Source organism: Synechococcus sp. CCY 0621 (assembly GCF_019038465.1).
Lineage (GTDB): Bacteria > Cyanobacteriota > Cyanobacteriia > PCC-6307 > Cyanobiaceae > Cyanobium.
In genome coordinates, this window is the sequence record NZ_JAFKRH010000039.1 from 1 (window position 1) to 21,808 (window position 21,808).

Annotated in this window: 24 protein-coding genes and 1 tRNA gene; 12 read left to right on the forward strand and 13 right to left on the reverse strand. The window is 69.8% G+C overall.

Going from position 1 to position 21,808, the window contains the following annotated elements; translation table 11 throughout:
* From KUG43_RS13200 to KUG43_RS13210, 3 genes are all read right to left on the reverse strand, one after another.
* Positions 1 to 304, reverse strand: a 304-nt coding sequence (locus tag KUG43_RS13200; RefSeq protein WP_216909790.1) for a DUF4912 domain-containing protein, incomplete at its 3' end; no start/stop codon positions are given.
* Between the two features lie 6 nt (positions 305 to 310).
* Positions 311 to 664 carry a hypothetical protein gene (locus KUG43_RS13205; RefSeq protein ID WP_216909792.1) on the reverse strand — a complete coding sequence of 118 codons (354 nt, stop codon included), beginning with the start codon at positions 662 to 664 and terminating at the stop codon, positions 311 to 313.
* Positions 665 to 735: 71 nt separating this feature from the next.
* Positions 736 to 1,242, reverse strand: a complete 507-nt coding sequence (locus KUG43_RS13210) for a cupin domain-containing protein (RefSeq protein WP_216909795.1) — start codon at positions 1,240 to 1,242, stop codon at positions 736 to 738.
* An 80-nt stretch (positions 1,243 to 1,322) separates the two neighbouring features.
* Between KUG43_RS13210 and KUG43_RS13215 the strand changes: the two genes are divergently transcribed.
* Positions 1,323 to 1,799, forward strand: a complete 477-nt coding sequence (locus KUG43_RS13215) for a LexA family protein (protein ID WP_216909797.1) — start codon at positions 1,323 to 1,325, stop codon at positions 1,797 to 1,799.
* 6 nt (positions 1,800 to 1,805) lie between these two features.
* Here the strand turns inward: KUG43_RS13215 and KUG43_RS13220 are convergent, their stop codons facing one another.
* Positions 1,806 to 2,009, reverse strand: coding sequence for a hypothetical protein (locus KUG43_RS13220; protein ID WP_216909799.1), 204 nt, complete (start codon positions 2,007 to 2,009; stop codon positions 1,806 to 1,808).
* Between the two features lie 138 nt (positions 2,010 to 2,147).
* Here KUG43_RS13220 and KUG43_RS13225 point away from each other — a divergent pair, with 138 nt between their 5' ends.
* Positions 2,148 to 2,426 (forward strand): hypothetical protein, encoded by a 279-nt coding sequence (locus KUG43_RS13225; RefSeq protein WP_216909801.1) that lies wholly within the window; start codon positions 2,148 to 2,150, stop codon positions 2,424 to 2,426.
* A 14-nt stretch (positions 2,427 to 2,440) separates the two neighbouring features.
* Here KUG43_RS13225 and folP read toward each other — a convergent pair whose 3' ends face one another.
* The 3 genes from folP to KUG43_RS13240 all read right to left on the reverse strand — a co-directional run bounded on the left by folP (position 2,441) and on the right by KUG43_RS13240 (position 4,300).
* A complete protein-coding gene (folP, locus tag KUG43_RS13230) occupies positions 2,441 to 3,241 on the reverse strand; it encodes a dihydropteroate synthase (RefSeq protein WP_216909868.1) in 801 nt (266 codons plus the stop codon).
* Between the two features lie 68 nt (positions 3,242 to 3,309).
* Complete coding sequence (tpiA, locus tag KUG43_RS13235; protein ID WP_216909803.1) at positions 3,310 to 4,071, reverse strand: triose-phosphate isomerase; 762 nt, start codon at positions 4,069 to 4,071, stop codon at positions 3,310 to 3,312.
* 10 nt (positions 4,072 to 4,081) lie between these two features.
* Positions 4,082 to 4,300 carry an RNA-binding S4 domain-containing protein gene (locus tag KUG43_RS13240; protein ID WP_216909805.1) on the reverse strand — a complete coding sequence of 73 codons (219 nt, stop codon included), beginning with the start codon at positions 4,298 to 4,300 and terminating at the stop codon, positions 4,082 to 4,084.
* Positions 4,301 to 4,339: 39 nt separating this feature from the next.
* Here KUG43_RS13240 and KUG43_RS13245 point away from each other — a divergent pair, with 39 nt between their 5' ends.
* Together KUG43_RS13245 and KUG43_RS13250 are read left to right on the forward strand one after the other, a co-directional pair.
* Positions 4,340 to 6,079, forward strand: coding sequence for an ABC transporter ATP-binding protein (locus KUG43_RS13245; RefSeq protein ID WP_216909807.1), 1,740 nt, complete (start codon positions 4,340 to 4,342; stop codon positions 6,077 to 6,079).
* A 39-nt stretch (positions 6,080 to 6,118) separates the two neighbouring features.
* Positions 6,119 to 6,340, forward strand: a complete 222-nt coding sequence (locus KUG43_RS13250) for a DUF6447 family protein (protein ID WP_216909809.1) — start codon at positions 6,119 to 6,121, stop codon at positions 6,338 to 6,340.
* Between the two features lie 9 nt (positions 6,341 to 6,349).
* Here KUG43_RS13250 and KUG43_RS13255 read toward each other — a convergent pair whose 3' ends face one another.
* Both KUG43_RS13255 and carB read right to left on the reverse strand, forming a co-directional pair.
* Positions 6,350 to 7,027, reverse strand: coding sequence for a DUF3386 domain-containing protein (locus KUG43_RS13255; protein WP_216909811.1), 678 nt, complete (start codon positions 7,025 to 7,027; stop codon positions 6,350 to 6,352).
* 23 nt (positions 7,028 to 7,050) lie between these two features.
* The gene (carB, locus tag KUG43_RS13260; protein ID WP_216909813.1) at positions 7,051 to 10,374 is read right to left on the reverse strand and encodes a carbamoyl-phosphate synthase large subunit; all 3,324 of its coding nucleotides are present in this window, start codon (positions 10,372 to 10,374) and stop codon (positions 7,051 to 7,053) included.
* Between the two features lie 123 nt (positions 10,375 to 10,497).
* Here carB and KUG43_RS13265 point away from each other — a divergent pair, with 123 nt between their 5' ends.
* From KUG43_RS13265 to KUG43_RS13290, 6 genes are all read left to right on the forward strand, one after another.
* A complete protein-coding gene (locus KUG43_RS13265; protein WP_216909814.1) occupies positions 10,498 to 11,133 on the forward strand; it encodes a DUF3318 domain-containing protein in 636 nt (211 codons plus the stop codon).
* The gene (gene rsfS / locus KUG43_RS13270; RefSeq protein WP_216909815.1) at positions 11,126 to 11,512 is read left to right on the forward strand and encodes a ribosome silencing factor; all 387 of its coding nucleotides are present in this window, start codon (positions 11,126 to 11,128) and stop codon (positions 11,510 to 11,512) included. Before KUG43_RS13265 ends, rsfS begins: the two co-directional genes overlap by 8 nt.
* An 11-nt stretch (positions 11,513 to 11,523) precedes the next feature.
* Complete coding sequence (locus KUG43_RS13275) at positions 11,524 to 12,042, forward strand: CGLD27 family protein (protein ID WP_216909816.1); 519 nt, start codon at positions 11,524 to 11,526, stop codon at positions 12,040 to 12,042.
* 31 nt (positions 12,043 to 12,073) lie between these two features.
* Positions 12,074 to 13,057 (forward strand): asparaginase, encoded by a 984-nt coding sequence (locus KUG43_RS13280; protein WP_216909817.1) that lies wholly within the window; start codon positions 12,074 to 12,076, stop codon positions 13,055 to 13,057.
* Positions 13,058 to 13,122: 65 nt separating this feature from the next.
* A tRNA-Met gene (locus KUG43_RS13285) sits at positions 13,123 to 13,199 on the forward strand.
* A 117-nt stretch (positions 13,200 to 13,316) separates the two neighbouring features.
* Positions 13,317 to 13,793, forward strand: coding sequence for a hypothetical protein (locus KUG43_RS13290; protein WP_216909818.1), 477 nt, complete (start codon positions 13,317 to 13,319; stop codon positions 13,791 to 13,793).
* 274 nt (positions 13,794 to 14,067) lie between these two features.
* Here the strand turns inward: KUG43_RS13290 and KUG43_RS13295 are convergent, their stop codons facing one another.
* On the reverse strand, positions 14,068 to 15,636 hold the full coding sequence (locus KUG43_RS13295) for a vanadium-dependent haloperoxidase (RefSeq protein ID WP_216909819.1): 1,569 nt from the start codon (positions 15,634 to 15,636) through the stop codon (positions 14,068 to 14,070).
* 456 nt (positions 15,637 to 16,092) lie between these two features.
* Between KUG43_RS13295 and KUG43_RS13300 the strand changes: the two genes are divergently transcribed.
* Complete coding sequence (locus tag KUG43_RS13300) at positions 16,093 to 17,763, forward strand: GMC oxidoreductase (protein ID WP_216909820.1); 1,671 nt, start codon at positions 16,093 to 16,095, stop codon at positions 17,761 to 17,763.
* A 156-nt stretch (positions 17,764 to 17,919) separates the two neighbouring features.
* On the opposite strand, the gene KUG43_RS13305 is transcribed toward KUG43_RS13300, so the two are convergent.
* Positions 17,920 to 18,147, reverse strand: a complete 228-nt coding sequence (locus KUG43_RS13305; RefSeq protein WP_502988617.1) for a DUF2811 domain-containing protein — start codon at positions 18,145 to 18,147, stop codon at positions 17,920 to 17,922.
* A gap of 395 nt (positions 18,148 to 18,542) precedes the next feature.
* The gene (locus KUG43_RS13310; protein ID WP_216909821.1) at positions 18,543 to 19,670 is read right to left on the reverse strand and encodes a sirohydrochlorin chelatase; all 1,128 of its coding nucleotides are present in this window, start codon (positions 19,668 to 19,670) and stop codon (positions 18,543 to 18,545) included.
* 84 nt (positions 19,671 to 19,754) lie between these two features.
* On the opposite strand from KUG43_RS13310, the gene KUG43_RS13315 reads away from it, so the two are divergent.
* Positions 19,755 to 20,405: a ParB-like protein gene (locus tag KUG43_RS13315; protein ID WP_216909822.1), complete on the forward strand. Its 651-nt coding sequence runs from the start codon at positions 19,755 to 19,757 to the stop codon at positions 20,403 to 20,405.
* A gap of 18 nt (positions 20,406 to 20,423) precedes the next feature.
* Here KUG43_RS13315 and KUG43_RS13320 read toward each other — a convergent pair whose 3' ends face one another.
* The gene (locus KUG43_RS13320; protein ID WP_216909823.1) at positions 20,424 to 21,731 is read right to left on the reverse strand and encodes an aromatic ring-hydroxylating dioxygenase subunit alpha; all 1,308 of its coding nucleotides are present in this window, start codon (positions 21,729 to 21,731) and stop codon (positions 20,424 to 20,426) included.
* Positions 21,732 to 21,808 lie beyond the last annotated feature (77 nt).

A 21,808-nucleotide genomic window follows, 5' to 3' on the forward strand; every position in this document is an offset into this window, starting at 1 on the left:
CCTCGGAGATGTCCCAGAAGACATAGGCCCACTGGGGATCACGGGGCAGGAAGACGACGCGGGTCTCGGCGGCGGGACGGGGGGCCGGGGACATGTCCGCCTCCAGGTCCGCGACGGTCCGTCCCGGCTGCGCCGGGATTTCGGGCAAGGTCGCACCGGCCTCTCCGGAGCGATCGGCAATGGCATCGGCCAGGGCACCCCTGTCCTGGGCGCTGTAGCGCTGGATGCCCAGGGTCCTGGCCAGCTCGCGCAACTGGCGCATGCTGAGGTCGGCCAGATTCGCGAACGGGTTGATCCTGGCCATGGTATTTCAAGAATCGTTACATCCCATGATCGCCGATGGGATCAGGCTGGGATCGCTTCTGTCAGCGGATGGCGACAGCCCCGAAGCGGCCGGGATCACCGGGCCCTGCGTGAGGTCGGCGCCACGGCGCTCCGGCGGCCGGCTGGGGCGCTCCGGAACGCTGGCCAGCAGCGCCGACACCGTCAGCAGGGACCCCAGCATCAGCCACAGGCCCCAGCGACGGGGCAGGGCTAGGGCAGGGCCGCGCCCCTGCCCCCGGCGGCGCGTGCCGCTGGCGATCCGACGCGCCCTGCCGATCCCCAGCGGCTCGCCACAGCGGGCGCAGACCATGCGACCCGCCAGGCTGCGGTCGGCGCGCACAGCCCAACTGCCGCACGTCGGACACCCCATCCCTCTCCCAATCCATCATGTCTCCATCGTGGCGGAACGGGCTAGAGCAATGCCGGATCGGCGCCGGCCGGCCGCTCAGACGGCCGGAGATCGGCCATCAGCTGGAAATCCTCGAAGGCAAAACCCGGTCCCACGCAACAGTGCAACAGGCTCCAGCGCCCCCGGCTGCGGGCCGCCTGCCACCAGCCGGCCGGCACGACCTGCAGGGTGGCCGGCTCCGGAGCCTCGGTGGCCTCACCGGTGGCGGCAGCGACGAGGGGACCGAGCACCAGCCGTTCGGCCGTGCCTCCCTGGGGCGGCAGCCGCCAGAGGTCGAGGGGATCACCGCCGGCGTGGTGCCACACCTCATCGCCCCCCGCGACCCGATGCCAACGGCTGAGCTGCCCCTCCGCCAGCAGGAAAACGATCACCGTGAGTCCGGCGCGTTGCCGCCCGTCCTCGCTGCGTTGCACCTGGCCGGCGGAGCGGTGCAGCTCCCGGTACCAGCCCCCCTCCGGGTGGGGCTGCAGAGCGAAGCGGGCGATCAACGCCTCCGGACTGGAATCCATGACCTGACGGCAGGGGGTCGCCGCCGATGATCCCGCGGCAGGGGCCGACCGGAGTAGAACACCTGTACTGCCACGACCTGATGCTGTCCCTCCCTCCCCAGGTGCCGCTGCCCCCACGGCAGGGAGCCGCGGCGCTGCTCTGTCGTTTGGCCACCGAAGCCGTCAGCGCCGGCTTCCCCAGCCCCGCCGACGACTACGTGGAGGCCCGCATCGATCTCAACGTGGAACTGATCCCCCGCCCGCTGTCCACCTTCTTCATGCGCGTCAGCGGCGATGCCATGCGGGGGGACGGCATCGTCGACGGCGACCTGCTGGTGATCGACCGCAGCGTCGATCCCCGTCCCGGCATGGTGGTGGTGGCGGTGCATGCCGGCGCCTTCCTGCTGCGGCGCCTGGCCCGCCGCGGCACCGGCCTGTGGCTGGTGGCCAGCGACGGCACCAGCCCGCCCCTGGTGCTCATCAGCGACGAAGGCAGCGGTGGTGATGGCGCAGACCTCTGGGGCGTCGTGATCCACGCCGTGCACCACCTGGCGGGCGCCCCCTCCAGGCGGCGCTGATCGGGCTCACGGATCGGCGCGGTGGGGCAGGGCGCGCGCGTCGCGGGGAAGGGCGGGAGGGGTCATCAGCAGGCCGCGCCGGCGCAGTTCACGCCGGAACTCAGCGGCCAGTCCGTCGGCCATCCAGAGCTTGCGCAGGTGGCCGAAGATCACCATGCAACGCAGGGCGATGGTGACGCAGACGAGCAGCTGCAGGCAGAGTTTCAGCACGGTGGAAGCAGCTGCGGCGCTGTGCTGAGTCCAGCCTAGGGGCGCCGGCGGCGGGCGGCCGCCGCGGGCCAGCAGGGAAACGCCGTCCAGGCGTCATGCTGGGGGCGATGAACGGCAACGCCGCCCCAGCCTGCTTCGATGATCGAGCCTCTGCCGGAGCTGAGCACCGCCGAACTGGAGACGTTGCTGGCCGCGCTTGATCCGCTGCTGGATGGTTTCGGCGAAGGGGGCTCCTGCCTCGACGATGCCAGCGCCTTCCTGGAACGGCTGGGCATCGGTCAGGGCGATGGGGCGGAGACGACCTCGCCCCTGCTCCAGTGGCTGGAAAGCTGGCGGGCCGCCGGCGGCAACCGGACGACCCTGCGGCTGATGGTGCAGACCCTGCTGACGGGACGGCAGGAGGACCTGCCGGACTGATCCGTCGGCCGGGATCAGGGGCGGCAGAGGGCATCGGCCATGCGGGCCGTCTGCACGATCGGGCCGACATCGTGCACCCGCAGCACATCGGCACCGGCGGCGATGGCCTGGCCGCAGACCGCCGCGGTGCCCCACAGGCGGGCCCGGGGGCGGGGCTCGGCCAGCACCTCGCCGATGAACCGCTTGCGGGAAGGTCCCACCAGCAGGGGAAACCCCTCGGCCCGCAACAAGGCCAGCCCCCGCAGCAGGCTGAGGTTGTGGACGGTGGTCTTGGCGAAACCCAGCCCCGGATCCCAGAGGATCCGCTCCGGACGCACCCCCGCCGCCAGGGCCCGGTCGGTGGCGCGCAACAACTCTTCGCGCACCTCGGCGACCACGTCGCCATAGCGGGCCAGGGCGTCCATGGTGCGGCTGTCACCACGGCTGTGCATCAACACGCAGGGGCAGTCCGCGGCCGCCACCACCGCCAGCAGGTCGGGATCGCGCCGGCCGGCGCTGACGTCATTGATCCAGTGGGCACCGGCGGCCAGGGCGGCTTCGGCCACCGGGGCGCGGAAGGTGTCGATCGACAGCAGGGGGCCGCCGGCTTCCGGGGGCGGCAGGGACGCCAGGATCAGCGCCAGGGCGGGAAGCACCCGGGCGATCTCGGCCTTGGCATCGATCTCGCTCGCCCCGGGACGGGTGCTCTGCCCCCCCAGGTCGAGCAGGTCGGCCCCCTGGCGATGCAGCAGGCGGGCCTGGCGCAGGGCCGCTTCGGGGGCCTCGTGACGGCCGCCGTCACTGAAGGAATCGGGGGTGAGGTTGAGGACCCCCATCACCAGGGTGCGATCCCCCCAGCGGAAACCGGGCGGTGTGGCGGCAGGCGGGGCGACGCCCACGGCGGTCAGGCCGGCACCGGCACCTGGTAGTTGGCGATGCGGGCGAAGCTGACCGGATCAAGGGAGGCGCCACCCACCAGCACGCCATCGATGTCGCTCTGGGCCATCAGCATGTCGATGGTGGCGGGGTTGACCGAACCGCCGTACTGCACCACCACCTCAGGATGGCCCACCCAGCCGCGGATCAGGCCGCAGATGCGGTTGGCCTCCTCGGCGGCGCAGGTCTTGCCGGTGCCGATCGCCCAGATGGGCTCATAGGCCACGATCAGGCGCAGGGGGTCGACACCCTCCAGGCCCTGCTCCACCTGGCGGTGGATTACCCGCTCGGTTTCACGGGCTTCGCGCTGGTCGTCGCTCTCGCCCACGCACAGGATCGGGATCAGACCCGTCTTCTGGGCCGTGCGGGCCCGCAGGTTGATCTGCTCGTCGGTTTCGCTGAAGTACTTGCGCGGCTCGCTGTGGCCCACGATCGCGTGGGTGACGCCATGCTCCAGCAGCATCGGGGCGGAGATCATGCCGGTGTAGGCGCCGCTCTCCTCCCAGTGGACGTTCTGGCCGGCAATGGCGACGCCGGCCCCGGCCAGGTGACGGCAAAGGGTGGGGATGGCCGTGAACGGAGGGGCCAGCACCACCTCCCTGTCATCGGGCAGATCGGCGATCAGGGGCCGGAAGCTGGCCGCAAACGCCCGCGCCTGGGCGCAGGTCATGTGCATCTTCCAGTTGCCTGCGATGACGGCCTTGCGCACGTGGTCTCCCGGCAGCGACATTCAAGCGAGGTTAAGGCGTGATGCCGCCATCGCCCCCAGGGCCCAGCCGCCTGGAGAGCATCAGCACCTCATGGCCGTCGATGGCCACCGCGTCGCCAGGGGCCAGCTGGCGGCCGCGCCGGGTCTCGATCGTGCCGTTCACGGTCACATCGCCACGCTGGATGCGTTGCTTGGCCTCGCCGCCGGTGCCGACGAGGCCCTGCCATTTGAGGAACTGATCCAGCTTCACCGTCAGGGGACGCCCGGAGAGCGCTGATAGGGTTCGTCGATGCTTGCACCCTCGCCGGCCGGCTTCCGCAGGCTCTGGCCGCTGCTGAAGCCCCATCGGCGACCCCTGCTGCTCGGGGGGTTGTGCATGCTCGTGTTCGTGGGCTGCTGGCCCCTGCTGGCCTGGCTGGCGGGCCAGCTGATCCCGGCCATCGGCGCCGGCGATTTCACCAAGGTGCTGCGGACCATCGCCGCGGCCCTGGCGGTGTTCCTGGTGCAGAAGATCGCCCAGTTCGGGCAGGACACCCTGCTGGCGGGTCCGGCCCTGCGGGTCAGCCAGGAGCTGCGGCGGCAGCTGTTCGCCCGCCTGCAGCGGCTCGACTTCTGCGCCCTCGAGAAACTCTCCGCCGGCGATCTCACCTACCGGCTCACCGAAGACGCCGACCGGGTGGGGGAGGTGATCTACAAGACGATCCAGGACACCACCCCCAGCGCCCTGCAGCTGGTGGTGGTGCTGGGCTACATGATCTGGCTCGACTGGCCCCTGGCCCTGGCCACCCTGTTGCTGGCGCCGCTGGTGGCGCTGATGGTGAGCGCCTTCGGGGCCCGGGTGATGAACGCCGCCGAGCGCAGCCAGAAGCAGGTCAGCGATCTGGCGGCCCTGCTGGGTGAAGCGATCGGCGGCCTGCCCCTGGTGCGGGCCTTCGCCGCGGAACCCTGGCTGCAGCAGCGGTTCGACACCGAGATCGACCTGCACCGCCGCGCCCGTTACCGCACCCTGGAACTGCTGGCCCTGCAGCACCCGGTGGTGGGTTTCATCGAAGCAGCGGGCATCCTCTCGGTGCTGCTGATCGGCGCGGCGCGGATCAAGGCCGGCGGCCTCGACAGCCAGGGGTTCAGCAGCTACGTCGCCGCCCTGCTGATGCTGATCGATCCGATCTCCCACCTCACCACCAACTTCAACGAGTTCCAGCAGGGCCAGGCCTCGCTGAAGCGGCTGCGGGCGATCGAAAACGAGCCGGTGGAACCGCCCGACCACGCCGACGCCAGGCCCCTGGGGACCGTCTCCGGGGAGCTGCGGCTGGACGGGGTGAGCTTTGGCTACGGGGGCGCCAGCCCGGTGCTGCGCCAGCTTGATCTCCACATCCTTCCGGGCCAGGTGGTGGCCCTGGTGGGTCCCTCCGGTGCCGGCAAGAGCACCCTGTTTTCGCTGCTGCTCCGCTTCAACACCGCCCAGAGCGGCCGGGTGCTGCTCGATGGCCAGAACCTGGCCGACCTGCGGGCCCGGGACCTGCGCCGCGCCGTGGCCCTGGTGCCCCAGCAGAGCAGCGTCTTTTCGGGCACGGTGGCCGAAGCGATCGCCTTCGGGCGCCCCGCCAGCAGCGAACAGATCCGCCAGGCCGCCAGGCTGGCCAATGCGGCTGATTTCATCGAAAGCCTCCCTGGCGGCTACGACAGCCGCCTCGAGGAACGGGGCAGCAACTTCTCCGGTGGCCAGCTGCAGCGGCTGGCGATCGCCCGGGCCGTGCTGGGCAACCCGGCGGTGATGCTCCTCGACGAGGCCACCAGCGCCCTGGATGCGGAGGCCGAAGAGGCGGTGCAGCAGGGCCTGCAGCAGGCCATGGCCGGTCGCACCGTGCTGGTGATCGCCCACCGGCTGGCCACCGTGCAGGAGGCCGACCTGATCGTGGTGCTCGACGGCGGCCGCATCGTCCAGCAGGGCAGCCACGATGAACTCATGGCCAGCGGCGGCCGCTACCGGGAGCTGTGCGAACGCCAGTTCATCCGCTTGGAGGCCTGAGTCCGCCACCTAGGCTCACGTCCAATCGCTCCTCCCCCGTTGGAAACTCCCAGCCAGCAACCGCCCGTGCTGACCTTCGAGGGCCTGCGCTACGACCTCAACGGCCTCCCCGACGATGTCAAGGAGCTGGTGCGGGGGATGCAGGTGGCTGATGCCCAGCTGCGCATGCATGAAGACACCCTCAAGGTGCTGGCCGTGGGCCGCCAGGCGATGGCCAGCCAGCTCAACGACAAGCTGAAAACGATCACCCCACTGCCCTGAGCCCCACACCTAAGCCAGGGGGGCGAGATCCTCGAACCGGAACACCTGGCGGCCGGCCGGCGTGTCGCCGTGGGCGTCCGTCTCCACCACCCGCTCGCTCAGCACCCAGGGGCCCACGCCAGAGAGGGGCACGAAGGTGTCGGTGAAGCGGCTGGTGCCGCCGCGGGCCTCACCGGTGGCAGGGTCGCTGTAGCGGCTGGTGTAGCTGTGGCTCAGGTAGCCGCTGCCGGTATCGGTGGTGCTTTCGGTGAAGATCGTCACCACCGTGCCGTGGATATGGCGGTGCACCATCGTCACCACGTTGTCCTTGATGCGGTAGCGGTCGCCTTCGGCCTTGCCGCCCATGATCACCTCGGTGCCCACCGCATCGGTGTCACCGGCGGTGAAGGTGTTGGCGCCGTGGGTCTGCTCAAAAGGGCGGCGCACCCGGTGGATCGCCACTTCCCACAGCTGGGAGGCGACGGCCTTGTGCACCTCTTCATCGCTGAGCCCCTCCACCGTCGCCTTGAGGTCGGCGCCAACCTGGAAGGTGCCTTCGAGGCAGCGGTCGTCCTGCTCCCAGACGCAGCGGCCGCCATAGCCGCCGAAACCCGGCTCCCAGGTGTAGCGGTTTTCATAGGCGGCGCGGAAGACCTCGCGCAGGTCGGTGCCGGGGGCGACGGGCTGGGCGGCCAGGGTGCTGGTCACAGGAGCAAGGGACGATCGGACGATCACCCTACCCAGGGTGGGTGGATGTCCTGCAGGGCGGCCACCTCCACCTGCTGCTGCTGCTGCAGGGCCGCGATGGCCTCCACCGCGGCCCTGGCCGCCGCCATCGTCGTGACCGTCGGCACCGCGTAGTCGAGGGCCGCCAGGCGCAGGTAGCGGTCGTCGTGGGCGGCCTGGCGCCCCACCGGCGTGTTCACGACCAGCTGCACCAGGCCGGAGCGGATCGCGTCCTCGATGTTGGGGCGGCCCTCATGCACCTTGAGCACGGGCTCCACCGCCAGTCCCGCTTGGGCCAGCATCGCCGCAGTGCCGGCGGTGGCGGTGAGGGCGAAGCCCGCCGCCAGCAGATTCCGGGCCACCGGCACCAGGGCGGGCTTGTCGCGGTCGTGGGTGGAAAGGAACACGGTGCCGGCGGTGGGCAGGGGTTCACCGGCGGCCAGTTCGGCCTTGGCGTAGGCCAGGCCGAAGCTGGCGGCGATCCCCATCACCTCGCCGGTGGAGCGCATCTCCGGGCCCAGCAGGGTGTCGGCGCCGGGGAAGCGCTTGAAGGGCAGCACCGCCTCTTTCACGGTCTGGCGGGGCGGCTGGGGCTCGGCCAGCAGTCCCAGCTCCGCCAGGGTGCGGCCGGCCATCAGCTGGCTGGCGATCTTGGCCAGGGGCACGCCGGTGGCCTTGGCCACGAAGGGGACGGTGCGCGAGGCCCGTGGGTTGGCTTCGATGATGAACACCGTTTCGTTGCCGGCGCCATCGTTCTGCACCGCAAACTGCAGGTTGATCAGGCCGCGCACCTCCAGGGCCAGGGCCAGGTCCGAGCTCCAGCGACGGATCGTGGCCAGGGCCTCGGGCCCCAGGGACACCGACGGCAGGGCGCAGGCGGAATCGCCCGAGTGGATCCCGGCCGGCTCGATGTGCTCCATCAGGCCGCCGATCACCACCGTCCCCTCCCGATCGCAGAGGGCATCGACATCCACCTCGATGGCGTTCTCCAGGTACTGGTCGATCAGCACCGGGTGGTCGGGCTCCACCTGCACCGCCTCCACCATGTAGCGGTTGAGCTCCTCCTCATCGAAGACCACCTCCATGGCCCGCCCCCCCAGCACATAGCTGGGACGCACCACGACGGGATACCCCACGGCCGCCGCCACCGCCCGGGCCTCACCATCGGTGCGGGCCAGGCCGTTGCGGGGCTGGCGGATCTCCAGGCGGCGCAGGATCGCCTCGAACTGTTCCCGGTCCTCGGCCCGGTCGATCGATTCGGGCGAGGTGCCCCAGAGCCGGGTGCCGGTGGCGCGGCCCTCCTCGCTCGCCAGCCAGCGCAGCAAGGGAATCGCCAGTTTGAGGGGCGTCTGGCCGCCGAACTGGACGATCACCCCCTCCGGCTTTTCCGCCTCGATGACGTTGAGCACGTCCTCCAGGGTGAGGGGCTCGAAGTAGAGGCGGTCGCTGGTGTCGTAGTCGGTGGAGACCGTCTCCGGGTTGCTGTTCACCATCACCGTGGCGAACCCGGCCCCCCGCAGGGCGAAGGAGGCGTGGCAGCAGCAGTAGTCGAACTCGATGCCCTGGCCGATGCGGTTGGGGCCACCGCCCAGGATCATCACCTTGCGGCGGGTCTCGGGGGTCACCTCGTCCTCAGGGGCGAGCACGGTGAGGGAACCGTCGGCCTCAAGCCGCTCCAGCGGCCGCTCATAGGTGGCGTAGTGGTAGGGCGTGGAGGAGGCGAACTCGGCGGCGCAGGTATCAACCGTCTTGAACACAGCCCGCACCCCCAGGGCCTGGCGCCGGCGGCGCACGGTGAGTTCGTCACTGCCGGTGGCCCAGGCGATCTGCCGGTCGGAGAAGCCACTCTGCTTGAGCTCCAGGAAGTCCCCGGCCCCGATGGCGTCGAGGGAACGCCCCCGCAGCAGGGTGGTTTCGACCGTCAGGATCCGGCGCAGCTTGGCCAGGAACCAGGGATCGATGGCGCTGAGCCGGTGGATCTCGTCGTCGCTGCGGCCAGCCACCATGGCGGCGCGCACCGCATGGATCCGGTCGGGGGAGGGGATGCGCAGCTGGCGCTCCAGGTCAGCCGGATCCAGGGGATGGTCGGGGCGGTCGCAGCCCCAGCCGGCATGGCCCGTTTCCAGGGAACGCAGCGCCTTCTGGAAGGACTCCTCGAAGCTGCGGCCGATGGCCATCGCTTCCCCCACCGACTTCATCGAGGTGGTGAGCACCGCCGGCGAGCCGCGGAACTTCTCGAAGGCGAAGCGGGGGATCTTGGTGACGACGTAATCGATCGTCGGCTCGAAGCAGGCCGGGGTGGCTCCGGTGATGTCGTTGACGATCTCGTCGAGGGTGTAGCCCACCGCCAGGCGGGCGGCGATCTTGGCGATCGGGAAGCCGGTGGCCTTGCTGGCCAGGGCCGAGCTGCGGCTGACGCGGGGGTTCATCTCGATCACCACCACGTCGCCGTTGGCGGGATTGATGGCGAACTGGATGTTGCTGCCGCCGGTGTCCACGCCGATCTCGCGGATGATGGCGATCGACTGGTCGCGGAGGCGCTGGTACTCCCGGTCGGTGAGGGTCTGGGCCGGGGCAACGGTGATCGAATCGCCCGTGTGGACCCCCATCGGGTCGAGGTTCTCGATCGAGCAGACGATCACCACGTTGTCGGCGGTGTCACGCATCACCTCGAGCTCGAACTCCTTCCAGCCGAGCAGGGATTTCTCGATCAGGATCTGGGAGACGGGGCTGGCCTCCAGGCCGCTCTTGCAGAAGGCCTGGAATTCCTCGGGGTTGTAGGCGATGCCGCCGCCGGATCCCCCCAGGGTGAAGGCGGGCCGGATGATGCGCGGATAGGTGCCGATGGCCTCGCCGACGCGGATGGCCTCCTCGAGGTCGTTGGCGATCCCCGACGGGCAGACGGCCACGCCGATGCGGGCCATCGCTTCCTTGAACAGCAAACGGTCTTCCGCCTTGCGGATCGCCGCCAGGTCGGCGCCGATCAGTTCGACGCCGTAGGAGGCCAGGGTGCCGTTCTCGGCCAGCGCGACCGCCAGGTTGAGGGCGGTCTGGCCCCCCATGGTGGGCAGCAGGGCATCGGGGCGTTCCACCTCGATCACCCGGGCCACCACCTCGGGGGTCAGGGGCTCGATGTAGGTGCGATCCGCCAGGTCCGGGTCGGTCATGATCGAGGCCGGGTTGGAATTCACCAGCACCACCTCGTAGCCCTCGGCCCGCAGGGCCTTGCAGGCCTGGGTGCCGGAATAGTCGAACTCGCAGGCCTGGCCGATCACGATCGGTCCCGACCCCAGCAGCAGGATGCGCCTCAGATCCGTGCGGCGGGGCATAGGGCGTGGTCGGGCAAACCCGCCCAGCCTCTCACGGTCGCCGTCCCGACCGGCCTGTGCGGCCCTCTGGCACCGCAGGCAATCGCTAATCTGAGTGGATACCTACTGCCCGAGACGCCGCCGATGAGCGAACTCCAGCGCCTGAAGGGGTTGCTGCCCCCTGAGATGCAGAGCTGGGTGTTCGTGGAAGCGGCAGCCTCCGTGGATCCGCCCCTGGTGACGATCGAAGAGATCGGCCGTGACGAAGTGGAGATCCAGGTGGATCTCGAGAAATGGGATGGTCTGGCCCTCGACCACCGCAACCTGCTCTTCTGGCACGAGGTGGGCCGCATCCAGAACGACGCGATCCCCCGGGATGGCTGGGAGATGGCGGCGCTGGCCATCGGTCTGGGCGGCGCCATCGGCGAACTCTGGGTGCAGGACGGACTGCTGCTGGTGATGGCCCTCGGCCTGTCGGGCTTCGCCGGCTACCGCCTGTACCTCAAGAACAATTCGGAAAAGCGTCTTCAGGACGCGATCCTGGCCGACGAGCGGGCCATCGACCTGGCCTGCCGCTTCGGCTACAGCCTGTCCAATGCCTACAAGAGCCTCGGGGGAGCCCTCAAGGAACTGGTCGAGCAGACCCGCAAGAAGCGGCGCCGCACCTTCTACGAAGACCGCCTCGAGGCCCTGCGCAAGAGTGCCGGCAAGGCCCGTGCCGAAATGGCCCAGCAACAGGGCTCCCGCCAGTCGGTCACCAGTGAGAACGTCTATGGATAGTCGCGACTTAGCCCTGCTCGCCGCCGAGGCCTGCGACGACCGCAAGGCCGTCGACATCCGCCTGATCCGGGTGGATGAAGTGTCGTCCCTGGCCGACTTCTTCGTGATCTGCAGCGGCCTCAGCGACGTGCAGGTGCGCGCCATCGCCCGCTCGGTGGAAGACCGGCTCGAAACCGATGCGGCCCGCCTGCCGCTGCGGCGTGAAGGCCAGAGCGAAGGCCGCTGGGTGCTGCTCGACTACGGCGAACTGATTGTTCATGTGCTGACCCCCCAGGAACGCAGCTACTACGACCTTGAAGCCTTCTGGGGCCACGGTGAACAGGAGCGCTTCGTCGGCACACCGATCGAGGTGAGCGGCGGCAGCCAGGTCGGCGGCTGAGGGAAGGGCAGATGGCCGCCGGCATTCCCAGCCTGCCCAGCCAGGACGCTCCCTGTCCGGTGCCCCCGGCCCAGCGCCCCCTGCAGGAATACGACCAGCTGAGCCGCTCCTGGTTCTTTCGCTGGCCCGCCGCTGGCCCCACCGGACTCTGGCGCCCCCTCGGACTCACCTGGTTGCTGTCCCTCCCCCTGGCACTGCTGGTGGCGGGGGGCAGCATCCCCCTGCGCCACGATCCACCCCGGCTGGTGATCGCCGCTGGGGCCGCCGCCGTTCTGTTGCCGCTGTTCCTGCTGCTGCGCCAATGGCTCGGCTGGACCTACGTGCAGAGGCGGCTGGTATCCGAGCGGGTGGAGTACGAGGAGTCGGGCTGGTACGACGGCCAGGTGTGGGAAAAGCCGATCACCTGGCGCCAGCAGGATCTGCTGGTGGCCCGCCACCAGGTGCAGCCGGTGCTGGCCCGCCTGCGTCAGGCCATCGCCGTGGCCATCGCCCTGATGCTGGTCGGGACGGGGCTCTGCCAGGCTCTCTGAGGTCGGCTTCCACGGACTTTCTCGCAACGCCATGACCCTGTCCTCCAGCTTCGCCGGCCCGGGCCGCCCCGGCATTCCCCCCCTGGAGGTTCGCCTGCTGCGCAACGGCATCGTCGAATCGCGGCACCGGGTGCATGCCGTGGTCTGCGACCAGCGGGGCCGGGTGCTGATGCGCGCCGGCGACCCCCAGCAGCTGAGCTTCGTGCGCTCGGCCCTCAAGCCCTTCCAGGCCACCGTCTTCGTGGGCAGCGGTGCCGCTGATCGGATGGGGGCCGGCGAGCGGGGCCTGGCGATCGCCTGCGCTTCCCATGCCGGCACCGCCCAGCAAGCCCGGGAGGCGTTCAAGCTGCTCTGGGGGGCCGAGCTCGACACCGAGGATCTCCAGTGCCCGACCCCCGCCGGGGGCAGCAGCCCGCTGCAGCACAACTGCTCCGGCAAGCACGCGGCCTTCCTGGCCGCTTGCCGGCAGATGCACTGGCCCCTTGAGAGCTATCTGCAGAGCGACCATCCCCTGCAGCAGGCGGTGATCAAGCGGGTCGGGGAACTGCTGGGGCTGCCGGGCGCGGAGCTGATCAGCGCCCGGGACGACTGCGGCGCCCCGACCCTGCAATTGCAGCTGGCCCAGATGGCCCTGTTGTTTGCCCATCTCGGTGGCGGGGAGCAGGCCGACCTGGAGCGGCTCAGCCGGGCGATGCTGGCCCACCCCGAACTGATCGCCGGCGAAGGGGAGTTCGACACCGAAGTGATGCGCCTGGGCCACGGCCAGGTGCTCAGCAAAGGAGGGGCGGAGGGCATCCAGTGCCTGAGCCGGGTGGGCGAAGGCATGGGGGTGGCCATCAAGGTCGACGACGGCGCCCGTCGGGCCAAGCAGGCGGTGGCCCTGCACCTGCTCGAACAGCTCGAGTGGCTTACCCCCACCACCCTGGTGGAGCTGCGCCAGCGCTACCTCGCCCCCGCCGACCACCTGCGCCTGGAGGTGATCGGCGAGCTCCGTTTCGACGGTGCCCGCCCCTGAGGGGCCCTGCCCCCATCAGCCGATCCGGGGGCGGGCGCATCGGCTGATACGATCTGTTGGTGCGACGCGGGGTAGAGCAGTCTGGTAGCTCGTCGGGCTCATAACCCGAAGGTCAGGAGTTCAAATCTCCTCCCCGCCACCAATTTCCGGGTTCCTTCTTGGGACCTCCACCCCGAACCCCCAGCCCAGGCTGGGGTTTTTTTGTTGGTGGACCCACGCCCTCTGGCGGGCGCGAACCTGCGCGGCGATGCTGGGGCCCATGACCCATCCCCTGGCCGGCGTCTTCGTCCTGGTGGCCGGCTCCCCCCTGGCCCCGCTGCCCCTCAGCGCCCTGCCGGCGGATCTGCAGCCCCTGGTGCGGGGGCTGGCCCAGCACGGATTCATAGTGAAGCTGGCGGTCCCTCCCGTGCGAGGGGTCTACGGGCTCTACGAAGCTCGCCTGCGGCGGATCTGGGTGGCACCGATCACCTTTGAGCTCGGCATCGCCCGCCAGACCTTCCTCCACGAGGCGGTCCACGCTGTGCAGAGTTGCCCCAGCGGTGTGGTGGCTCCCCTCGGATGGAAGCTTCCCCTGGCGCCGGTGGTGCGCCAGCAGATCGGTGGGATCCTCACCACCGCGTATCACGGCAACAAGGCAGCGGAGCAGGAGGCCTTCGCCCTCCAGGGCCAGCCGGACGCGGTGCCCCGGCTACTGACGGCCCTGCGCCAACGCTGCGCACCCCTGGCGGGTCGCTGAAGCGATGACCCACACGCGGCGCTGGTGGGGGTCATGGGGGCGGGCGATGCGGCCAACCCCGCAGGCGATGGGCCTGGCGGAGGCCCTGGGCGCGGAGATCAGCCGGCGGGGCTGGGCCTTGCTGAGCGGCGTGCTCCCAGGTACAGCAGCCCTGGGGCAGCTTCTTCCGCTCCCTGTCAGCCGCGGTGCAGACCGCCGCCGACGTTGCGGCCTGCTGCGAGATGATCGGAGCCCTGGAGCGCGCCCAGCGTGCCGCTGAGGCGTTGGGGTGAGCTCAGGCGGGGGGGGGATCGATCTGGCCCTCGGAGATGGTGATGAACACCCCGTCGAAACTGCGGAAAGTGAAGGACAACGGGCGTTCCGCGTACTCCAGTGTGCGCCTGCGGAGGATCTCCATCGCCACCCGCTCCCCCAGCCGCAGGCTGCGGGTGTTGTCCGAACGCCAGTGGACCCCGCCCATGCTGCGTCCCATGGCCACATTGGCGGCCAGTTTGTTCAGCTCCCCCCCCACCGTGATCAGACCGGCATCGGCGCCGGTGTAGGCCGCGGGATCGGCGAAGTTCTCCCCTCCCAGATGGGCACCGGGCTGCAGCAGGCCCTGGATCACGACCGGCTCCTTGCGTCGGGACGCGCTTGCCGCCTGGGCCAGCAGCGGCTCGAGCCGCGCATCTTCATCAAACCAGGCCTTGAGCACCGTCACGCAGGCGCCGGCCACGGTGGCATGGCCGGCACCGTAGGCCGGGTGGGAAGGGGATCCGGCGGAGAACGCCATCGGCAGGAAGTTCGTGCCGTGCTGCAGGCGCACCCGCTGGGCGGCCACCGAGTCGATGGCCAGCCGTTGGAGGCCGTAGACGCGCTTGCTGACGCCGACCCCGACTTCCTGCATCTCGATCATGCCCCCGTACACCTCGGGACGGGCCCGGCGGTGCACCAGCCACTTCTGGCGCCACACCACCTTCAGGGCACGACTGGCCACCTCAGAGACCACCGTGAGCAGGTCGGGCCCGCCGAGGGTGGCGAAGGCCCCCTCCCGGCTCTTGCGCACGCCCTTGTAGGGATTGCCGTCATCGAGGGGGGCGTTGATCGCATCCAGGAACAGGGCGGCATTGAAATAAGCCTGATGCAGGGCATCCCGATTGACGAAACGGGCCAGATCCCTGAGGGTGGAAATGAAACGCGGCGAGCTCGCGTAGTAGATCTCCCCCCGGGCCGGATCGATCTGATCCGCATAGTTGTTGCAGCTTCCATAATCCCGTCCCCATCGATCCTTCCCCGTGTTCTGGGCCCGCAGCCAGTCGTCGCGGGAGGTCAGGAAATCCTTCTCCCGCACATAGGGTGTCTGCTTGGCGGAGATCGTCTGGACGCCGTAGGGGGTGTCCCTGAGGAAGAACTGGCTGACCAGTGGGCCGAACGCTTCGTCATGAAGACCGCAACGGAACAGGGTTTCCTGCCGAAGATCCAGCCCGGACACGTTGGCCGGCAGATCCTGGCCCAGCTTCAATCGTCCCCGGGCCCGATCCTGGTCGAGGGCGGTCTGGAAGACGGGGCCGACTTCGGCCACGGCGGAGGCGACGTCAGGATCCGTGGCGAAATCGTGGAGGGGTTTGTCGCGCAGCAGCGCCATCCAGTACAGCTCCACCATCTCGGCCGCAGAACTGAGGCTGTTAATGCCGGGGGCCGGCGGCATCTCCAGGCCTGTGGGATCCGGTCCCCACTCCTCGGTGGCGGCGCCGGCCAGGGGGCTGGTGAATTTGGCGACGGCGGACGCGGCACCTGCGTCCGCCGTGGGGGCGAAGGCTGGGACCAGGAGACCCTTGCGCACCCGCTCGAAGGAGGTCCGCATGCCTGCGGCAATGTCCTGGCAGGTTCGAACGAAGTCCCGGTAGGCGTCGCGATCCACCTCACCGAACTGATCATGGGGAAGGGTCTTGTGAAAATTTCCCAGAAAGGCAGCAGCGGAACCTGGGTTGCCAAACTCCTTGATTTCGTCGCTGTTGGGTGTCGGGAATGTCATGTTGCCCCTGGCATCGAGAGATGATCATCGATCCGATCGATAGACACGCTGCATTTCTGTGACACAGCACAAGATGCCGCAGAGAAGCCTCCTCATTTCTTCACACCTCAGCGCAGACGAGATAGCTCAGCCCGGGGGCGAAACACACCCGGGGCGCCGGGTCCGTCAGTTTCCGTCGTTGTCCGCTCTCAGCCCCGATCACCCCTGTCGAAGCAGGCCGCTCCGCCCGTCGATGGGGAAAGGAAACCGCCATCCACGATGATGCCGCGATCGCCCGCCGCTCCAATGGCCGCCGCCCCATCCCCCTCAACCGGCAGCGAGACCCCCTGGGACGCTGTGGTGGTGGGGGCGGGGGCCAACGGATCGGTGGCCGCCATGGTGTTGGCGGAAGCAGGGTTGCGGGTGCTGGTGCTCGAGGCGGGGCCGGAGCTCTCGGCCCGGCGGGCCCTGGGCAGCGAGCCGCTCAACAGCCTGCGGCGCCTTGCCCACCTCAGCAGCGGCCGCCAGCGTCTGCAGCGGCACCATCCGGGGTTCTGGAAACACAACCCCGAGCTGTTCGTCGACGAGCGCCAGAACCCCTACAGCACCCCGCCGGAGGCCCCCTTCCTGTGGACCCGGGGCCGCCAGGTGGGTGGCAAGAGCCTCACCTGGGGGGGGATCACGCTGCGCCTGTCGGAGGCGGAGTTCCAGGCGGCGCGGCGGGATGGCCACGGCCCGGCCTGGCCGATCGGAACCACCGAGCTGGCGCCCTTCTACGACCGCCTGGAAACCCTTCTGGGGGTCCACGGCCAGCGGGATGGTCTTCCCCAGCTGCCGGACGGTCAGTTCCTGCCGCCGCTGCCGTTCACGCCGGGGGAGCGACACCTGCAGGGTGCGATCGCCAGAGATCTGGGCCTGCCCCTGATCCATTCCCGCGGCTTCCGCCTGCACACACCCACCCCGGCGGCCCCCTGGCCCCCCTCCAGCGCCCAGGGCCTCAGCCTGGCCCGGGCCCTGGCCACGGGCCGGGTGCAGCTGCGCAGCGGGGCGGTGGTGAGCCATCTGGAGATGGCGGCCCAGGGCGGCCTGGCCGAGGCGGTGGTGCTGGTGGAGGCGGCCAGCGGCCGGCGGGAGCGGGTCGCCGCCCCCTTGATCGTGCTCTGCGCCTCGACGATCGAAACCGTGCGTCTGTTGCTGCATTCCAGCGACACCATCCGACGCGGCGGCCTCAGCGACCCCTCCGGCAGCCTGGGCCGCTTCCTGATGGACCACATCTCCACCAGCCGGTTCTTCTCGATTCCTGCCATCGCCACGCCGACCGAACCCGCCGAGCTCTCCGGTGCCGGCAGTTGCTTCATCCCCAACACGGTGAATCTGGACGACAACAGCCAGGAAGGCTTTCTGCGCGGGTACGGGATCTGGGCGGCCCTGCAGCGCTTCGATCCCCCCGCCCTGCTCAGGCGCCGGCCTGGGGAGGCGGTGGGGTTCCTGATCGGCCATGGGGAGGTGCTGGCCCGGGCGGAGAACCGGGTGAGCCTCAAGGGCGACCGCACCGATGCCTGGGACCTGCCCATCCCCCACATCGACTGCCGCTGGGGCACCAACGAGCAGGCCATGGTGGCCCACATGCAGGGGCGCATGGAGGCGGTGGTGGCCTCGGCGGGGGGCCGCATCCGACCCATTGAGGAATTGTTCGTGCTGCCCCTGCTGGAGCCCCTGATCCGCAACAGCCTGGCGGTGCGGCCCGAGCCGCCGCCTCCCGGGTACTACATCCATGAACTGGGCGGGGCACGCATGGCAGGCAGCCCGGAGGCGGGCGTCGTCGATGCCTGGAACCGCTGCTGGGGGGCCCCCAACGTGCTGGTGACCGATGGGGCCTGCTGGCCCAGCGCCGGCTGGCAGAGCCCCACCCTCACCGAGATGGCGATCACCTGGCGTGCCTGCGCCGCCGCCGCGGATCGGATGCGGCGGGGCTGAGGGCGCCGGTCAGGGAGCCGTCACACGAGGGGGAAGGTGGTGTCAATCACCACAGTCTTCCCAGCGCAGCCTGAGCACAATGACGGGGCGACCTCCAAAGGGTCGGGCAAGGGAGAAAACCATCGGCGGGGGTTGGCACCCTCGCTTTTTTTTGTCTCAGGGTTTCTGGAAGAGTCCGTCGAGATAGTGCTGCGAAACGACGGGCTCCTGGCAACCGTTCTGGAACAGGAATCCGGCCAGGGCTGAGGTGATGACGCTGTATTGATCCCAGTGCGGATGGGTGTTGATGAAATCACGCATGCCTTCGTAGAGCACCTCCGGCACCTCCGCTTCCAGGCTGACGCTCGCCTCGTCGCCGGCGCACCCCGGGCACTCTGGATCCATGGCCATGCTGGTGGGGGTCTGCTGGGATCGTTCCAAGTACGCCACAGGGGAGACCCAGCGTCAAAAACGCCTCGATGGGAGCCGACCTCGGTCAGGTTGGATGAGACTCATTGCCCTGGCAGGGCCATGGTCCGGGTGTCCCACATCACGCCAGCAGCCGAGGGAGCCGGCGAGGACTGTCAAGGCTGATCCGAGCAATCATTCAGTTTCCCCAGCCCCCGCATCCCAGCCACGCCGGAACGCCCCCATCTGTGGAAAAAGCCCCATGAAACGGGGGAAAACGGCATCACGGTGGGGGAAAGCCCCGAACCATCGGAAAAAATGATCAGAGCCAAGTCTCTCGGGTCCAATCAAGGGATGAGACCGGCAAGGCCAGCGGACCCTGACGCGGAGGCTCACTCGGCGGGGCGCCGCAGCGTGACGGGACCCAGGGGATGGTCGGCATGGGGATAGATCGGATGGTGATGGTGCACCCCCTGACCAGGGCCATGGGCGTGGTCATGGCCGCCGGCCGAGCCACCCACCGGCAGGGGCACCCCATCGGGCTGGCAGGCTCCGGTGCACTCCCGCTCGCAGAGGGTGCAGCTCTCCACCAGCCCTTCCACGTGGTGGTGGTGGCTGTGCTGGGGCGCCCCCACCTCCCGCTCGAAACCCAGCACTTGGGCCCGGTACTTGCACAGGGAGCAGTTCATGTTGGCCTCACCCCCCAGCACCTCGGCGACCCGCTCGCGGAAGGTGTCCAGCACCAGGGGATGGTCGCCGAGGTAGCCGGCCTGGACCATCTCCAGCTCGGGATGGTCCGCGGCCACGCGCTCACTGTGCTGCCGGATCCGACTCACCAGCACCCCGGAGAAGAGGAAGTAAGGGAAGACGACGATGCGCCGGTAGCCGAGCTTGACCGCCTGGCGCAGGCCCGGCTCCACCAGGGGGAAGGTGACACCGGAATAGAGCGTCTCCCCCCAGCCGAAGCCAAATCCCTCCACCAGCATCCGGGTCACCTTGGCCACGTTGGAGTTGGCATCCGGGTCGGAGGAGCCGCGCCCCACCACCGCCAGGAGCGTGTCGTGCAGGGGAACGGGGCTGCGGCCGTCGGCGACGGCTTCGGCATCGGCGGTCTCGAGGCTGGCGCGGATGCGGGCGGCCGCGGCCTGGATCATCTTGAGATCCACCCCCAGCTCACGGCCGTAGTCGATGCGCAGCCCCGTCTCGGCGGCGTAGGTGTTGAGCACCGAGGGGATGTCGTTCTTGGCATGGCCGGCGGCAAACAGCATCGCCGGCACCGCCAGCACATGGCGCACACCCCGTTGGCGCAGGGCGTCCAGGCCGTCACGCAGGATCGGCCGGGCGAACTCCAGGTAGCCGTGGTCGACGGGCACCGGATCGAGGTGGTGCTGGAGCTGGTGGGCCAGGGAGGCGAATTCGGCCACCGCCAGACGGTTGCGGCTGCCATGGCCGCAGACCAGCACACCGATCGGGCCGTGGGGTCCGGCCAGGGCGCCGTCTCGGTCAAGGGCGGTGGTCATGGACGTCTGCACGTGGATCGACCCTATTCCCGCGACTGGGACCAGCCGGGATGCCGCCAGGATGGGTGCCAGCCACCGGCACCCATGAGCCTGCACCTGCCCCCCTATCGGCCCCTGCCCCCACCAGGACCCAGGGTGGAACTGCTCAGCGTCGCCATCACCGACCTCCAGCCCACCCAGATGTGCGTGGGTCTGGCGGAGGTGCGCAGTCGCCAGCAGGACTTCTCCCAGGAAACAGCCGAGCAGCGGCTGCGCTATCTGCGCGGCAAACCCGTGCCCCTGGTGCGTGGTGGGGCCGGCGAGCTCTGGATGGTCGACCGCCACCATCGCCTGCGGGGGCTGATCGAAATCGATCCGACAGCCCTGGCCTATGGCTACCTGGTGCTGGATCTGCCGGGAGCCCCCCCCGAAGCGGTGCTGGCCGAGCTGCAGGAGCGGGGCTGGCTGTACCTCTATGACGGCCGCGGCCACGGCCCCCTGGCGCCGGCGGCCCTGCCGCCGCGGCTGCCGGATCTCCAGGACGATCCCTACCGCTCGCTGGTATGGCGACTCAAGAAGGAGGGAATGATCGATCCGGCTCCCCTGATCCCCTTCCACGAGTTCCGCTGGGGGGCCTGGCTACGGCGCCGCCCCCTGCCCCCCTTCAGCTCCGGCAACCTGGCGCCGGCCCTGGCCGCCGCCCGCTCCCTGGTGCGCTCCGCTTCCGCCTCCCACCTGGCTGGCTGGAAAGGCTGAGCCCCCCTTGTCGGAAACTCAGCCGGGCCTGTTGCGCGGCGGTTCGCCATCCCCGGCCAGCAGCAGCCGCTCCCAGCGATCGAAGCGCTGGGCCAGCAGCAACGCGGCTCCGGCCAGCAGCAGCGCCACCACCAGAACCTGGGGGGTCTGCCACCAGGCGACCGCCAGCAGCGACAGCCAGGGAATCGCCTGCAGCAGCGGCCGCCAGCGCCGCAATCCGCGCAGGGCGCCGCTGCAGGCGGCGCAGTGCTCCCCGTGGCTGGCCCAGCGCTCCATCAGCGCCGACTGGTCGAGGCGGAGCGGCAAGGGCTGGCCGGGAAACGGATCGCCGTCGTGGTGGTTGACCCAGTCGTGCAGCGCCTTCACATAGACATCGGCGCCGGTGGCCAGGAAGAACGCCCGCTCGGCCCCGCCGCTGCGGCCCCGCTGCTCCAGCACCCGCTCCTGCCAGTGCAGAAACACCTGGTCGTCCTCCAGCACGGTGTGGTTGGCGATGTGCTGCAGCCACCGGGGCCGCAGGCCCAGCAGCAGGGGAGGCAGCCGGGACTTGAACTGGAAGGGGAAACGGGCGAACAGACGGCATTCGCCCCGGCGGATCGGCGTCGCGTAGACCACCGTGAGAATCCGGGCGAAGCCCGGCGCCGTGAGCTCATGCCACATCAGGCCGGGGGCGGCGAAGGTGGTGGACTGGCTGCCTAGCGTTCCCTTGCGGGGCCCTTCCTGCCACAGGGCCGTGAAGCCCTCCGGTCCGGCACTGGTGATCGTCGCGGCCACTGGAGCGGCGTTCTCACGCTTGCCCACGGTGCGGTGGTGGGTGAACGGCACATGGCTCACATCGAGCACGTTCTCCAGCAGGGTGAGGGCATCCATGGGCAGGTCCCGGAAGGTGTCCTGCACGAACCAGCCCGGCTCCTCCAGCACCGGCACCAGGGGCAGGGGCACCGCCGCGGCCCCATCCGCCTCGCCGGCAAACACGAACAGCAGGTCCTGGCCCTCGGCGGTGGCGTAGGCCCGGCAGCTGGAGCGCAGGGCGCTGGGGGTCGCCCCCGGCTCGGCCTGGGGGATCGCGGTGCAGTGACCATCGCCGGCGAAGGTCCAGCCGTGATAGGGGCACTCCAGCTCGCCGGCGCCGTTGAGGCGCCCCTGGCTGAGGGGCACCAGGCGGTGGGGACAGACATCGGCGAAGGCGCGCCAGGCCTGGCCGGGGCCATCCCACCAGAGCACCAGGTCCTCCTCCAGGAGGGTGAAGGCGGTGGGCCTGGTGCGGTCGAGGTCCCGCAGATAGGCCACCGGATACCAGTGCTGGCGCCAGGCGGAACTCGTCATGCCGTCGATTCTGCTGGGGGGCGCGGGCGGGTGCGGGCCCGTTACGAGACGCGATACGGACCGTTGACGGCGGCGGC

Coding starts and splice junctions, on each gene's coding strand:
- KUG43_RS13280 (WP_216909817.1), top strand. CDS start 12,074: ATGACCCTGTCCTCCAGCTTCGCCGGCCCGGGCCGCCCCGGCATTCCC.
- KUG43_RS13265 (WP_216909814.1), top strand. CDS start 10,498: ATGAGCGAACTCCAGCGCCTGAAGGGGTTGCTGCCCCCTGAGATGCAG.
- KUG43_RS13210 (WP_216909795.1), bottom strand. CDS start 1,242: ATGGATTCCAGTCCGGAGGCGTTGATCGCCCGCTTCGCTCTGCAGCCC.
- rsfS (WP_216909815.1), top strand. CDS start 11,126: ATGGATAGTCGCGACTTAGCCCTGCTCGCCGCCGAGGCCTGCGACGAC.
- KUG43_RS13320 (WP_216909823.1), bottom strand. CDS start 21,731: ATGACGAGTTCCGCCTGGCGCCAGCACTGGTATCCGGTGGCCTATCTG.
- KUG43_RS13245 (WP_216909807.1), top strand. CDS start 4,340: ATGCTTGCACCCTCGCCGGCCGGCTTCCGCAGGCTCTGGCCGCTGCTG.
- KUG43_RS13315 (WP_216909822.1), top strand. CDS start 19,755: ATGAGCCTGCACCTGCCCCCCTATCGGCCCCTGCCCCCACCAGGACCC.
- KUG43_RS13215 (WP_216909797.1), top strand. CDS start 1,323: ATGCTGTCCCTCCCTCCCCAGGTGCCGCTGCCCCCACGGCAGGGAGCC.
- KUG43_RS13310 (WP_216909821.1), bottom strand. CDS start 19,670: ATGACCACCGCCCTTGACCGAGACGGCGCCCTGGCCGGACCCCACGGC.
- tpiA (WP_216909803.1), bottom strand. CDS start 4,071: ATGTCGCTGCCGGGAGACCACGTGCGCAAGGCCGTCATCGCAGGCAAC.
- KUG43_RS13275 (WP_216909816.1), top strand. CDS start 11,524: ATGGCCGCCGGCATTCCCAGCCTGCCCAGCCAGGACGCTCCCTGTCCG.
- KUG43_RS13300 (WP_216909820.1), top strand. CDS start 16,093: ATGGCCGCCGCCCCATCCCCCTCAACCGGCAGCGAGACCCCCTGGGAC.
- KUG43_RS13290 (WP_216909818.1), top strand. CDS start 13,317: ATGACCCATCCCCTGGCCGGCGTCTTCGTCCTGGTGGCCGGCTCCCCC.
- KUG43_RS13305 (WP_502988617.1), bottom strand. CDS start 18,147: ATGGATCCAGAGTGCCCGGGGTGCGCCGGCGACGAGGCGAGCGTCAGC.
- KUG43_RS13295 (WP_216909819.1), bottom strand. CDS start 15,636: ATGCGGACCTCCTTCGAGCGGGTGCGCAAGGGTCTCCTGGTCCCAGCC.
- folP (WP_216909868.1), bottom strand. CDS start 3,241: ATGGGGGTCCTCAACCTCACCCCCGATTCCTTCAGTGACGGCGGCCGT.
- carB (WP_216909813.1), bottom strand. CDS start 10,374: ATGCCCCGCCGCACGGATCTGAGGCGCATCCTGCTGCTGGGGTCGGGA.
- KUG43_RS13225 (WP_216909801.1), top strand. CDS start 2,148: ATGATCGAGCCTCTGCCGGAGCTGAGCACCGCCGAACTGGAGACGTTG.